This window comes from Paenibacillus sp. HGH0039, from assembly GCF_000411255.1.
Classification (GTDB): domain Bacteria; phylum Bacillota; class Bacilli; order Paenibacillales; family NBRC-103111; genus Paenibacillus_F.
Window position 1 is genome coordinate 653,869 of the sequence record NZ_KE150412.1, and the last position, 14,392, is coordinate 668,260.

The 14,392-nt window shown below is 55.2% G+C and carries 10 protein-coding genes; 6 read left to right on the forward strand and 4 right to left on the reverse strand.

The annotated features are described in order from the left end of the window. Positions 1–139 precede the first annotated feature (139 nt). Together HMPREF1207_RS02625 and HMPREF1207_RS02630 are read left to right on the forward strand one after the other, a co-directional pair. Complete coding sequence (locus HMPREF1207_RS02625; RefSeq protein ID WP_009672869.1) at positions 140–1,663, forward strand: MDR family MFS transporter; 1,524 nt, start codon at positions 140–142, stop codon at positions 1,661–1,663. Positions 1,664–1,813: 150 nt separating this feature from the next. Next, complete coding sequence (locus tag HMPREF1207_RS02630; RefSeq protein WP_009672762.1) at positions 1,814–4,438, forward strand: PAS domain S-box protein; 2,625 nt, start codon at positions 1,814–1,816, stop codon at positions 4,436–4,438. Between the two features lie 86 nt (positions 4,439–4,524). Here the strand turns inward: HMPREF1207_RS02630 and HMPREF1207_RS02635 are convergent, their stop codons facing one another. Together HMPREF1207_RS02635 and HMPREF1207_RS02640 are read right to left on the reverse strand one after the other, a co-directional pair. Next, complete coding sequence (locus HMPREF1207_RS02635; RefSeq protein ID WP_009672886.1) at positions 4,525–5,226, reverse strand: PIG-L deacetylase family protein; 702 nt, start codon at positions 5,224–5,226, stop codon at positions 4,525–4,527. A 39-nt stretch (positions 5,227–5,265) separates the two neighbouring features. Further along, positions 5,266–5,541 carry a HesB/YadR/YfhF family protein gene (locus HMPREF1207_RS02640; protein WP_009672746.1) on the reverse strand — a complete coding sequence of 92 codons (276 nt, stop codon included), beginning with the start codon at positions 5,539–5,541 and terminating at the stop codon, positions 5,266–5,268. A gap of 206 nt (positions 5,542–5,747) precedes the next feature. On the opposite strand from HMPREF1207_RS02640, the gene HMPREF1207_RS29620 reads away from it, so the two are divergent. Beyond that, a complete protein-coding gene (locus HMPREF1207_RS29620; protein ID WP_009672764.1) occupies positions 5,748–5,921 on the forward strand; it encodes a hypothetical protein in 174 nt (57 codons plus the stop codon). 83 nt (positions 5,922–6,004) lie between these two features. Here the strand turns inward: HMPREF1207_RS29620 and HMPREF1207_RS02645 are convergent, their stop codons facing one another. Beyond that, complete coding sequence (locus tag HMPREF1207_RS02645) at positions 6,005–7,234, reverse strand: aminopeptidase (RefSeq protein ID WP_009672903.1); 1,230 nt, start codon at positions 7,232–7,234, stop codon at positions 6,005–6,007. A gap of 341 nt (positions 7,235–7,575) precedes the next feature. Between HMPREF1207_RS02645 and HMPREF1207_RS02650 the strand changes: the two genes are divergently transcribed. From HMPREF1207_RS02650 to HMPREF1207_RS02660, 3 genes are all read left to right on the forward strand, one after another. Next, entirely contained in the window at positions 7,576–9,030 is a 1,455-nt protein-coding gene (locus HMPREF1207_RS02650; protein ID WP_009672814.1) for a SulP family inorganic anion transporter, read from the forward strand. 257 nt (positions 9,031–9,287) lie between these two features. Continuing rightward, positions 9,288–10,277: a YpdA family putative bacillithiol disulfide reductase gene (locus HMPREF1207_RS02655; RefSeq protein WP_009672714.1), complete on the forward strand. Its 990-nt coding sequence runs from the start codon at positions 9,288–9,290 to the stop codon at positions 10,275–10,277. Between the two features lie 57 nt (positions 10,278–10,334). Further along, positions 10,335–11,057 (forward strand): DUF6483 family protein, encoded by a 723-nt coding sequence (locus tag HMPREF1207_RS02660; protein WP_009672772.1) that lies wholly within the window; start codon positions 10,335–10,337, stop codon positions 11,055–11,057. Between the two features lie 417 nt (positions 11,058–11,474). Here HMPREF1207_RS02660 and HMPREF1207_RS02665 read toward each other — a convergent pair whose 3' ends face one another. Next, positions 11,475–14,132 carry an endo-beta-N-acetylglucosaminidase gene (locus HMPREF1207_RS02665; protein ID WP_009672884.1) on the reverse strand — a complete coding sequence of 886 codons (2,658 nt, stop codon included), beginning with the start codon at positions 14,130–14,132 and terminating at the stop codon, positions 11,475–11,477. Between the last annotated feature and the right edge of the window lie 260 nt (positions 14,133–14,392).

Below are 14,392 nucleotides of genomic sequence, written 5' to 3' on the forward strand. Positions count from 1 at the left end.
ACAATCAAGATAATGGGGTTGACGGGATTGTTTATTTATTTTAACGAATAAACCTTTTTTTGCAAAGGAGATGACTTCCAGACGCCGGAGAAGGATCGCTAAACTTGAAATCGCAACTTATTCAGAGGAGGATTTCCCCTTGATTCAGAAAGACAACAATCTTAACCAGGTCGTAGCCGGGCTGCTGCTGGCTATCCTGATGTCGGCCATGGACAACACGATTGTCGCTACCGCCATGGGCACCATCGTTTCCGATTTGGGCGGCTTTGACAAATTCGTCTGGGTCACGTCCGCTTACATGGTGACGACGATGGCCGGAATGCCGATCTTCGGCAAGCTGTCCGATATGTACGGCCGCAAACGCTTTTTCATCTTCGGCCTGATCGTCTTCCTGCTGGGCTCCGCCCTGTGCGGAATTGCCCAGAGCATCGTCCAGCTCAGCATCTACCGGGCGATCCAGGGAATCGGAGGCGGCGCGCTGCTGCCGATCGCGTTCACGATCGTCTTCGATATTTTCCCGCCCGAGAAGCGGGGTAAAATGACCGGTCTGCTGGGTGCGGTGTTCGGCTCGGCGAGTGTGCTCGGTCCCCTGCTCGGGGCTTATATCACGGAATACATAAGCTGGCACTGGGTGTTCTACGTCAACCTGCCGATCGGTCTGGTATCCCTGTACCTTATTATGCGCGCATACAAGGAATCTCCTCAGCATGTCGAACAGCGCATCGACTGGTGGGGGGCAATCACGCTCGTCGTCGCGGTCGTCAGTCTCATGTTCGCCCTGGAGCTCGGCGGCAAGAAATACGCCTGGGATTCGGTTCCCATCGTAAGCCTGTTTGCAAGCTTTGCCGTATTCTTCATTCTGTTCTTCATCATCGAACGGAAAGCGAAAGACCCGATCATCTCGTTCTGGCTGTTCAAACGCCGCCTGTTCGCGACCTCTCAGCTTCTTGCGCTGCTTTACGGGGCCACCTTCATTATTCTGACGGTGTATATCCCCATTTATGTGCAGGCCGTCTTCGGCGGTTCCGCAACGAACGCGGGCCTGATCCTGACGCCGATGATGCTGGGCAGCGTGGCGGGCAGCGCGATGGGAGGAATTTTCCAGACGAAAACGAGCTTCCGGAACCTGATGATTATTTCCGTCTTCTCGTTCCTCGCCGGCATGTACCTGCTCGGGGGACTGACGCCCGAGACGAGCAGAGCTCTCCTGACCGTGTTTATGATCATTGCCGGTTTCGGCGTCGGTTTCTCCTTCTCCCTGCTGCCTACCGCTTCCACCTTCAACCTGGAACCGCGGTACCGCGGCACGGCGACATCCACGAACTCGTTTCTGAGATCGTTCGGGATGACGATCGGCATTACGATTTTCGGAAGCATTCAAGCGAACGTCTTCACCGACAAAATCAAAACCGCCTTCCAGGGAATGAACGGCGGCGGGATGGCCGGAATCGATATGAGCAATCCGCAGCAGATTTTCCAGGCGGACAAACGCGCTTTGATTCCGCCGGATATTTTAAACAAAATTATTCACGCCCTGTCCGAGTCGATCGCCTTTACTTTCATGGTCGCCCTGATTCCGATCGTTCTGGCCGTGATCATTGTGTTCCTCATGGGGAACGCCCGGGTCGTACCCGCCAAAGAAAAGACCGGCCAGCCTTCCTGACCGGTTAACTATGCGAAGATGAACAGCCGGAATGCTGTTCATCTTTTTTTGTTGAAATTTGTCTGTTTCATTCGTTAAAATTCGGGTATATAACCCCAATGGATTAATTTTGAATCTTCAATATTCAGTCTCAAGGAGATGGTGACTTACATGACCAGCCTGCAAATTAATCCTCAGTCCCTGGTGGACCACTTATTTGCCTATACGACAGACGGCCTTGCCTTGTATTCCCGGAACGGAGTTTGGATGCAGGTAAACGAACCTTGGTGCCGCCTTTGCGGCTATTCTCCGGAGGAACTCGCCCGCATTGCTTTAAAAGACCTTGTGCATCCGGACGACTGGAAGGATGAATGGCCGGAAGCGCCCGCAACGGACAGTGACGTACAAAAAGTTCGCTTATTTCATAAATCCAAGCGCGAAATCCCCGTCCTGCTTACAATAAGCCGTCTGATCGGGAATTCGTCCGAAACAACCGAGTGTTATGTCCTGCAGGCGTCCGAGCTCTCGCCTGTCCAAGATGACGTACAGACCTGGAACAGAATCAAGCAGCAGTACCGGCTGATGTCCGAGCATTCCCGGGATCTCTTCTACCATACGGCTCCGGACGGGACGATTTTGGACTGCGCGCCTTCCATCCGGCGGATACTGGGGTATTCTCCGGACGAGCTCATCGGGATCACCGAGGATGTGCTTTACTCCTTCCCCCCCAGTTTACAAACGCAGCAGTCCGTTTCCGCCGTAAATGAAGAATGTGCGCGGCAAGTCAAATTGCTTCACAAAGACGGCCACCACATCTGGTTCGACTTGACCGTGAAGACAATAATCGGCGACAACGGCGAGGAACTTTCTCTGAAAATCGGCCAAGAAATTTCGGACCGCAAAAAGAACGAACAATTCATAGCGGAAGCCCAACGCATCGCCCTGATGGGAAGCTGGGAATGGGACATTTCAAGCAACGAGATTCTTTTCTCGGACCAGTTCTTCCTGGTGTCGGGAATTGATCCGGAAAGCACCGCTGTTCACGGCATCCTGAGCCTGGTCAGCGAAGATCTCCACCCTGCTTTTAAAGAAGAGCTGGATAAAGCCTTGGTGGACAAGGAGCTCAGTTTCGAGTACCGGAGCCGGAAGGAAGCCGGCGCAGACAAATACCTGCATATCCGCGGCCTTGTTACGTACTCGGACCAGGGAATTCCCCTTAAAATCAACGGCACGATCCAAGATATTACGGACCGCAAGCTGGTTGAACGCAAGCTTCAGGAAACGGTCGAACGCTATACGTCGCTGAAAAAATACAACCACGACGCCGTTTTTTCGCTGGATCTGGAAGGAAAAATCCTGAACACCAATCTGATGGCCCAGGAAATGACGGGTTATGCGGTTCACGAAATGATCGGCGCCTGCTTCACGGAGCTGCTCGGAACGGAGGAGATTACGGATATCCTCGAGGCCTCCTTAAAAGACAATTCCGCCGAGAAACGCATCGACAAAATTACGGATAAGTACGGCAACACCGTGGAAGTGCTGACAACGATCGCCCCCATCATCATCAGTGAAGCGAACGTCGGGTATTACATTATCGCCAAAGATATCCGGGAACAGAAAAAGCTGATGATCGAGAAGGAAAGCGCGGAAGCCACGAACAAGGCAAAGGGCGAGTTTCTTGCCATGATGAGCCATGAAATCCGCACACCCATGAATGCGGTGATCGGCATGACGGATCTTCTGCTTGAAACGACCTCCCTCAGCTCGGAGCAGAGAGAATACTTGAATATCATCCGCAAAAGCGGCGACACGCTGCTCGTCATCATCAACGATATTCTGGACTTCTCCAAAATCGAGTCGGGTGTAACCGAACTGGTCGAGGAACCGTTCGATATCCGCACTTGCATCCTGGAGTCCGTCGATCTTCTGACGCCCAAAGCGATAGAAAAAAATCTCGAGATGACCTGCGCCTTGAGCCAGAATATGCCGTCTACCCTTCTTGGCGACGCCAAACGGTTAAAGCAGGTGCTCATTAACCTGATCGGGAACGCCGTGAAATTCACGAGTGCGGGAAACATCATGGTTTCCGTCAAAAAGCAGGCTCATTCGCAGGGAACCGTCGAGCTATTGTTCCAGGTTAAAGATACGGGAATCGGAATTCCGAAGGAAAAAGCCGACAAGCTGTTCCAGCCTTTCTATCAGTTGGATAATTTCATGACGCGCGAAACGGAGGGAACCGGGCTCGGACTCGCCATCTGCAAGAAGCTGGTCCAGCTCATGGGAGGCGATATCTGGGTAGAGCAGCCGGAAGAACCCGGCGCTCATTTCCTTTTCACCGTCGTTCTGAAAGAAGCCGCGCGGGAGGCTGTGCCGTTTCCTAAAGACAAGACGGCGGCGGAGAAAGCTTACGGCCACTCCCTCAAAATCCTCGTAGCGGAAGACAACCGGATCAATCAGCTTGTGCTTGTCAAAATGCTCACCAACCAGGGCCATACCGTGCGCGTGGTGGACAACGGCAGCGAGGTCGTCGAAGCGGCGCTGACCGAACGGTACGATCTCGTGTTTATGGATGTGCACATGCCGGAAATAAACGGCCTGGATGCGGCGCGGATGATTAAGGAGGCGCTCAGGCCCGAAGAATATCCGATCATCGTGGCCGTTACGGCAAACGCACTCAAAGGCGACCGGGAAAAATGCCTTGCGGCCGGCATGGACGACTATATCAGCAAGCCGATATTCAGCCGGACCGTCAACGAAACGATCCAGAAATTTTTCTCCTTCCAGCAGGCGTAACACCGGCAGGCCACGATTTACACACAAAAGCTCCGTTACAGGCTGCATGCAGCAGCTTGTACGGAGCTTTTTGGCGTATCTTTTCGCTAAATCAAATCATCCAGTACCGATTCTTCTTTGCGGACCGGGTTCTTCTCGCCGCGCAGCCAGACGAGCCCGAAGTTTTCATAAGGAAAATCTGTGCTCTCCGGGAGCGTTTCGGTTTGGCCGAACGCCTTCTCCACGGAAAACTGCTGGGACCGGTGCGCCAGAAGCGCCTGGGCTTTGACCTTCCAGTAGGGCGCGGTTTCGAGCCTGAGCACGGAAGGCGCATCCGCCTTTACGCCCGCAAAGGGCAGGTTGTAATAGTATTTCTGAACGTGAGGACAACGTCCGCCGAGAACGGCTTCGTTTACCGCATGGTGGACGGCGATGTGATCCGGGTGGCCGCTGATTCCGTCTTCCGGGAATGTGACGACGACGGACGCTTCCGTTGCGTTCAGGAATTCGGCCACCGCATCCGCCAGCGCCGGCCTGTCCATCCCGGCCAGCTTGCCGTCCGGCAGCCCGAGGTGCTTCACGGCCGATACGCCCAGCAGATCGCAGGCGGTCCGCAGCTCGATTTCGCGTGCGGCGGCTAACTGCTCCGGGGTCATGGGACCGAGCGGCCCCGGTCTCCCCGCATCTCCGCGCGTAGCGCAGAGCAGCACGCTGCGTATTCCCCGATCCGCCAGAGAGCGGATCAGACAGGCGCTCGCGAACGATTCGTCGTCCGGATGCGCGTATATAAAAGCAACTACAGGGGCCATGGGTCCCGTCTCCTTCCGGTCTTTAACTCAAAGCCGTTTTCACAGCCGTTTTAGAACAATTTCTTCGGCAATGCCGTCTACGTGGAGATCTTTGCCGTCCAGATACCAGACGTCTTTTTCTTCCATAAAAAAGGTGACGCCGCCGGCCTCGGCCGTCACGGCCGGATAATGCGGAGCATCTTTAATGATCCCGAATGAAAAGGCATCCTCGCCCCCGCCGCTGTAACGTACAAAAATGCGCACATGATCCCCGCCGCCAAATCCCCAGTCTTTCCTGAAAAGATCCGATGCCGCTTCCGTGATCTTGATTTGCATACTCAGGCCCCTCCTTCTGATGACTCTCTGAATCCCGTGTTCAAGATGAGTCCGGCTATGTAAATGGTTCCGTTCCGGACCCGGTTTCGGTCCGCCTTCCTTCTTATTATAAACCGTACAAGGCCCTGCCACGCAAGTGCCTCTTGTTTTCCCCGGCTTTAGGACGGGTATGTATAGGTAACCCACACGTTTAGGAGGGAATGGACATGGAACAGCCCAAAGGACAAGAAGTGCGCAACGAGAAAAATCCCGATCACAATTCTCCCGAGCAGGAGCATAAGGTGGACCGCAAGCAGGACATCGAGCCTCAGGCGGAGGAATGGAATACACGCAACAAGATCAGCGGCACTCATCAGGACGAGAACAGCCGCAATTTGTAAGAACGGAACCCTGTACGGCAGGCAAAGTAAAAAAAGGCGCCGGGACTGAAAAGTCCCCGGCGCTTTTTGCATGGAATAACTCCTTAGACCCAGTTGCCTTTGCGGAAGATCGGCTCGATTGTCCCGTCCGCGAGTTCCCCGTCGATATCGAGATCGGCGGAGCCGACCATAAAGTCGACGTGCGTCAGGCTCACGTTGGCTCCTCTCGCCAGAAGTTCCTCCTGGCTCATCTTGGTCCCGTTCTCCAGAGTGAACGGGTAGGCGCTTCCGACGGCAAAGTGGCAGGAGGCATTCTCGTCGATACCGGTGTTGTAGAAGATCCGGTTCAGATTCGAAATCGGCGAATCGTGCGGCACCAACGCCACTTCCCCGAGACGTTTCGCCCCCTCGTCGGTATCGAACAGGGATTTGAGATGCTCCTGTCCGACTTCGGCGGAGTAATCCACCACGACCCCATCCTTGAACGTGAGCTTGAACTTATCGACTAGACGGCCGCCCAGATTCAGCGGCATCGTGCTCGATACCGTACCGTTGACTCCGTCGCGCTTCGGCATGGTGAACACTTCTTCGGTCGGCATGTTGGCGACGAAATAATCGCCCTGCTCGTTTTCTCCTCCGCCGCCGAGCCACAGATGGCCTTCAGGCAGCTCCACCGACAGATCCGTTCCCGGCGCTTTATAGTGCAGACGGCGGTACTTCTTGGCGGTCAGCCGCTCATGCGTCTCGGACAATTGCGCAATGTGCTCTTTCCAGGCGGCGACCGGATCGTCTTTATCGACGCGGTTCATTTTAAAGATCGTTTCCCACATGACGGAAACGCGTTCGTCCTCAGGCAGGTCGGCGAACACTTTATCCGCCCACGCTTTAGTCGGCGCTTTGACGAGACACCAGCTGAATTTATGGTTGCGGACATAACCCTGGAAGCGTTGTCTTGCGATCGAGGCCGCTTTGCCTGCACGTGAAATCTTGCCCGGATCGATGCCTTTGAACAGCTCCGGATCGGGTACCTTGATGTTCAGCAGGGCGCCGTTGCCTTCGGCAAGCTGTTCCATCATTCTGGCCGTCCACTCCGGATAGAAATCAAACGACTCGTCAGGCGCGGATTCGTACCGGATGCGTGTCGTCTGCTCGTCGCTCCAGTTCACCTCGACGAATTTGGCTCCCGCTTCGTAAGCTTTTCTTACGACGTGACGCGTAAACTCCACACTTTCGATCGGCGATTCAATGTACAGAATCTGTCCCGGTTGAATGTTAACGCCTACTTTTACGACCAGTTCGGCATATTTCTCCAGCTGTTTCTGGAATGATGTCATGAATGACAACCCCCTATGTAAATGATTACGGATGCACCCTTTTACTCTACTCCTCTGTCTCCAAAAAAGAAAGTCCGCTCCATTTGCGTAAAGTCTTCTTGAATTTCTCCACTTTCCGCTGCCTTGCGTACAAGTCTCTTATAAGAAGACCTTATTTTTAAGAAAAAGTGAGCAAACACTAGAAAACCGATTATTAAAGCGCTATCATCAGCTTTTAAAGAAATGAATCGCTTCCCTCTCTTCCGTTATAATGTCTTTTAGTGATCACCGGCCCCGACTTTCCTGAGAGTGGAAAGTCACCTATTAACCAGTTGAACCCAGAACAGAGGAGGATTTTCAACTTGCTTAGACAACTGAATAGAACGTGGTTTTCCAATCCCCGCAGCGATATATTGTCGGGGATTACGGTAGCGCTGGCGCTTATTCCGGAAGCGATCGCTTTCTCGATTATCGCCGGAGTCGATCCCATGGTCGGGCTTTACGCCTCGTTTACGATGGCGTTCGTCATTTCATTCTTCGGCGGCAGACCCGGCATGATTTCAGCGGCTACGGGCGCAATGGCGCTGGTCATGGCTCCGCTTGTCAAAGAATACGGCCTGGAGTACTTGTTCGCCGCGACGGTTTTGACCGGAATCCTTCAATATATTCTCGGCCTGCTTAAGCTCGGCAAACTGGTCCGATTCGTGCCCCAATCGGTTATGACCGGTTTCGTGAACGCCTTGGCGATCCTTATTTTCACGGCACAGCTCACTCATTTTGTCGGTCAAGGCTGGGTCATGTATGCCCTCGTCGGCGTCACGCTTGCCATTATTTATATCCTGCCGAGATTTACGAAGGCGATGCCATCCGCGCTTGCGGCTATCATTCTCGTTTCGATTGTCACCATTTCTTTCGGCATCCCGGTCAATACGGTCGGCGACATGGGACGGATCACAAGCTCGCTGCCCTTGTTCCATGTGCCGCAAGTCCTGTTTACGTGGGATACCTTGAAAATTATTTTCCCGTATTCCCTGTCTCTTGCTTTCGTCGGCATTCTCGAATCGCTGCTCACAGCTACGATCTTAGATGAAATGACCGACACGCCAAGCGATAAAAACCGCGAAGTCCGCGGTCAGGGCGCGGCCAATATCGTGACCGGCTTCTTCGGCGGAATGGCGGGCTGCGCCATGATCGGACAATCCGTCATCAACATCAAATCCGGCGGGCGGACCCGTTTGTCCACGCTGGTTGCGGGTCTGTTCCTGCTGTTCCTGATCCTTGCGCTCGGTCCCGTTGTCGAGCAGATTCCTATGGCCGCTCTTGTCGGTGTGATGATCATGGTCTCAATAGGTACGTTCGACTGGAAGTCCATCCCCCGGCTGACGAAAATTCCGCTGTCCGATGCGTTTGTTATGATCGTCACGGTAGCGATTGTCGTCGCTACTCACGACCTGTCCAAGGGAGTGTTCGCGGGCGTTCTGATCAGCGCCGTCGTTTTCTCCTGGAAAATGGCCAAGATCCGTGCGACGGCCAAGGTAAGTGCGGACGGAACCAAGACGTACACGGTATCCGGCCAGATGTTTTTCGGCACGATGACGCATTTCATCGAGCAGTTCGACTACATGAACGATCCGGAGCGGATCACGATTGATTTCTCCCATTCCCATATTTGGGATCATTCGGCCGTCACGGCTATTTCCAAAGTGGTGCTGAAATACGATCTTCTTCATAAAAAGGTGTCTATCACGGGACTCAACGAAGAGAGCCGCCGGCTCGTAGAGCGCGTCGGCCTTGCGGCCCCGGGCGGACACGGATAAAGCGGCGCATTCCGGTTTTTACACCGGGATGCGCTTTTTGTTATACACATGGGAGGCGTAACCTCCGGTTGTTCACATCTGCCGGTTCTCACTCACGTGCGGAAGAGAAGCCCTGGTCATAGGCGGGCCGGCCGGCAGGTTGTCTTTTTATCTCCGATTGCGTTACTATGGTATAAAAACCGTCGCTGCTTACTGTCAGACGCAAGTAGGAATATTTACGCCTGTCTTCATCCGTGACGGAAGGAGGCCACCATCTTATGGAAGAAGTCATCATTGTCGGAGCCGGCCCTTGCGGAATCTCGGCTGCCGTCGAATTGAAGAAAGCGGGCATCCCCGCGCTCGTGATCGAGAAGCACTGTATCGTGAATTCCATTTATTTGTACCCGACCCATCTCCAGTTTTTCAGTACGCCGGATCTGCTGGAAATCGGCGATATCCCGTTTACGACGCCGAGCGACAAACCCAGCCGCCAGGAAGCTCTTTTTTATTACCGCAACGTTGCCAGGCATTACGATTTAAACATCCGGAGCTACGAAGAAGTCACTTCCATCCGTAAGAAGGACGGCCACTTTGTCGTCACTTCCGTAAACCGCGGCGGGCAGCAAATCGTAACCGAAGCGAAACATGTAGTCATTTCAACCGGCTATTTCGATACGCCGAACCTGCTCGGAATACCCGGGGAGGAGCTTCCGAAAGTAACCCATTATTACCGGGAGGCCCACCCTTATACGAATATGAAAGTCGTCATTATCGGGGGCAACAATTCGGCTATCGATGCGGCTCTTGATCTGATGCGCGTCGGCGCGGAAGTTACGGTCGTGTACCGGCAGGAGCAGATGTCCCCGTCCATCAAGCCCTGGGTGAGACCGATTTTCGAGAGCATGGTCGCCAAGGGCCACATCCGCATGCTTTACTCTTCCCGTGTCGTCCGGATCGACGATCTGACGGTAACCGTCGACACGAACGGGACGCAAACCGTGCTTCATAACGATTTCGTCCTGGCGCTCACCGGCTTCCGGCCCGACCGGACCTTGATGATCGGATCGGGCGTGGAGCTGCAGGGCGAGCATCTGAAGCCGCTCTATAATCCGGAGACGATGGAATCGGGCGTGCCGGGTCTGTATGTCGCCGGCGTTATCGCCTCGGGCCACAACGCCAACGAGATTTTCATCGAGACCGGCCGCAAACATGGCGTGGCCATCGCGCAGCATATCGCCTCGAAGGGGCAGAACGCTTCATCCAGCTAAATCAACCCGGCTGCCGCTGCCTGGCGGCATGCGCCGCCGCGATAAGGAGGAACCCGCTTGTTCGAACGGAAAGATTACTTATTGACGATGATCACGCAGATGACCGAAGCGATTGCAACCCGCATCCTCAAGCTTCGCAAAGAGAAGAAGCATGCGGAAGCTCTGGCCGAGCTCGGCGAGCTGTACGGCCGGATGCAGCTTCCGCCGTCCAAGCTGCTCGGCTCCGTTCCGGAGGAGGACGCCCTCCGCATGATGATGACGGGAGCCTCGCTAAGCGGCGAAAAGCTTCTGGCGGCCGGCAAGCTGCTCCGCGAGGAAGCGGACATTTACGAAGAAATGTCCGGGGAGCGCGAGGCGTACCAGCGCAGGGTCAATGCGCTGTACTTTTATTTGACGGCGGCAGAGCTGGGCGCGGAATCGGACGACGTGTCCCTTCACGCGGAGATCGCCTACTTGAACCACCGGCTGAAAGCGTACCGCCAGCCCGCCACTGTCCTGTACAAGCTCATGGAGTACTGCACCGCTGCCGGAAGCTATGACGAAGCGGAAAACCTCCTCTACGAGCTGAAAGGCAGAGAGTCCTCGGGAGACGGAGAGCTTCCCGAGTGGGGCCTTGCCTTCTACAGGCGGCTGCTTGCTTGCAGCGACGAGAAGCTGCAAGCGGGCAAGCTTCCCCGCGACGAAGTCGAATCGGGCCTCCGCGAGTGGCAGGCCGCCTGGCCCAGGCTGTCGGCCGGAGGGACAGCCGCCGCCGCCGAGGGGGCGGAGAGCGCCGGATGACCCCGGCGCGCGCGGGTGGAACCGGGACGTCCGGTGCGTAAAGCGACGGACGCGAGAACGCCCGATCACCCCGCCGACTGACCGCGTACCGGCGAATTAGCCGCTCCGCTCCGCACGGCCTCTGTAAACTGGCCCCTTAGACAAGGACACTTGAAAAAAAGAGCTAAGCAGCACTTAAGAGATGGTTCCTGCATTGCACAGGAGTCATCTTTTTCACGTTCGTTTTGATTGACATGTTTTTTGCTCATCTTGTTCGCCCCCACCGTTATCTCCTATATACAAAAAGGTACCCGTACGCTAAACACTTTTTTGGAAGTGTCCCGTGTACGGGTACCCGTTTATTGCCGGCTGACGAAACGGTCCTTTTTTCTTACCCCAATTTCTTCCGGATGCTTTGCAAATCCGTTAAACTCCGGCTTACTGGAGTCCGCGCACCTCAAATTCGTAAATCCGGGCCGCCGTATCCCCGCCCTGGCTCGCTTTAACGATGTTCAGCTTCACATAACGAGCCTTTACCAGCGCAACTGCGTCGTTCGTCTCGCCCGCCCGGTTTCCTTTTACTTCCAGAACGTCCGTCCACGTAACGCCGTCCGCACTCACCTGCACGGTATAGTCGCTCGTGTTGAAGCCTGCCCATTCGCCGCCGGCTTCGGCATGCTTCAGCACGAATCCGCTGATCGTCTTCTCCGTCCCCAGGTCCACGGTGAGCCAGTGAGGCAGATTGCCCAGCGCGCACCATTTGCTGTTGCCGGTGACTTTGCCGTCCACCGCGTTAGCCGCTCCTTCGGCAGGACCGCAGGCGTTGTCCGCTTTAGCGGTTTTGCCGAGCGCCAGGTTTACGGCCGCGGTCGCGTCTTTGCGGACGGTAATAAGCGCTTGCTTGGTCACGGAATCTTGACCGGCGCTGTTTTTGGCCGTGAGTGTCACGCTGTAAGCGCCCTCTTCGGCAAATGTGACAACCGGCTGTTTGTCCGTACTTGTGGAAGGGCTCGCGCCATCTATCGTCCACAGCCATTCTTCGGTGACTTCCGTCGACTGGTCGATCAGCGTCACCTGCTCACCGGGAGCGACAAGCGTTTTGTCCGTTTTAAAACGGGCCGCCGGTTTCGGATAAGCCGGCCACTTGATCGCCGCCGTTGCCGCCTGCCCTGCCCGGTACTGTCCGTTGACCGCAACGACCTTAAGCACGGTCGTGTCTTCTTTATTGCTTCTTTTCATTTCAGGTACATAGTAAACGTTGTTGGGAGTAGCTCCCAGGAACTCCTCATTACCGCCCGGAAGCACGCGATAAATTTCGTACTGCTTCACGTCTTGGTCCGGGGCCGTCCACTCCAGGCGGGCATCTCCATAGATGCCGTCGCGGAAGTCGGAACCGGTGACCTTGAGGTCCTTCACGGCCGGCAGAGACGACGATTGTTCTTGCTTCGCGCTGCTGATTGAAAGCTTGCCGATGTTGATCGCGTAGGCCGGGATCGTTTCTTTCGAGTCGAACACGAGTGAAATCGACGAAATGCGTTTTCCTTTATAAGGCGTCAAATTAAACGTTTCGGTCGTCCAGCCCGGCTGAACTTTATCCTTTACGTCCAAATAAACGACCGCATCCTTCGGATCGGCAAAAGTCAGGGCCACTTTCATGCCCGGCTTTTGCGCAGTTTTATACGTAACCGACAATTTAGTGGCCGGTTCGATAGCCAGGTCCGTCCGGTACAGCTTAAGCGTCGTGGCATTGGCCGGACTCAGCGTCCCTTCCACCTTAAGAGAGCTGCCGCCGTAATAGGCGTCCGACCAGTCGAGGCTCGGTTTAAGTGCGGTTCCCTTACTCTCCGCCATCCAGCGCCAGGTCGGCAAAATATCCTGCAGGCTGCGGTTGTTCCAGCCTTTGTCGCGCACAAGTTTGCCGTCCGCGTAGTACTGCTGGCCGCTTCCCGTGTTGAAATGCGTCACGAACGGCAGCCGGTTGACCGGAGATTGTTCGACCACATAATTGGCCATGCCTTTCCAGGCCTGGTTCGTATCCGTGCGGGAAGGATCGCCGTTCTGGCCGACCCAGAATTTATTCTCCCTGGCGAAAAAGTCCTTCATGTTCTCCGCGCTGTTAAACGCCCAGTCGGGCCGGTAGATGCCCAGCGAAGTCGCCGCCGGCTTGCCTTTCGGGAACAGCATGTCCCACTGGATGCCGGTGTCGTAGCCTTTGGCCTCGACGTCTATGCCCGCGAACAGCTCGTACGGGCTCCGGCCCAGGCTTTTCGCTTTGGCGGCCGAACCCGCCAGATCTCTCCACCAGAAGTTAAGGAACATGCTGTCCGAAACCTTCTGCTGTTTGTCCTGCAGGAACATCTCATTCTTGTCGTTCAGCGCGTTCTGCCAGCTGATCGCGCCGTCTTTGGTCATGGAATCGTACCACATGATCTGCATGGACGAGGATTTGCGGGCCTCCAGATATTTCAGGAATTCCTTCATTTTCTGGGCATCCGCCGGAGTGCCGCCCTCGGTTTCCTGGTTGATGAACCAGCCGTCGAAGCCGTATGTTTTCGCCACCTCGATCAGCTTGTCGGCTACCGGGAACGAGCCGTCCGGTTTCTGCTGAAGCGTCTGCTTCACCCAGTCGTATTTGCCCCCGTACACGCTCGGCGGGAAAAAGACGGTGCCCATGATCGGCACGCCGTTCTTATGGGCGGCGTCTATCGCGTCGGCGCTTGGAGGCACGATGATGCCTTCACCGGCCGAGCCTCCCCAATAGACCAGCTTGTCGACATACTGCCAATAACCGAACGTGTTGGCTGTGAATTTGTCCGAGCCCTGCGAAGGAACGCCGCTCGTTCCCGCGTTGAGGGCGGAAAGCGCCACGATTTTGGGCTCCTTGGACGCGTTCGCATTCACCTTGTCGCCCGTAAAACGTTCCTGCAGCGGGATCGAGCCGCGGTTGAATTTCGCGTCGGGATCGGCCCCGGGGCTCCATTTCAGCAACTGCTCCGGATACCAGTACGAGGAATGGGGCTGCGCTGCGGATGCGGATAACCCCATCGCCGCGAACGCCGTGATGGATACAGCCAGACTAACGCCAATCTTTTTCATTTGTGACCTCCTATGTAAGTTGAGACTTGCACGCACAGCGGGGCGGCAATCGCGGCTAGAGAATGAGGCGCCGGACCGACTTTCCCTGCCGGATGAGAATTACCGAATAATTTCCCTCCTGTTTGTCGCCGGCTTGGTAATGATTACGCTTTCATTATAACAACCGGACAAATTCCGTTCCTAGTGGACGAATTAAAGGTTGTATGTACATATTAAATACGTTTGGCGGAAATTTCCTTCACGTCCTCGCCGTGTCCGGA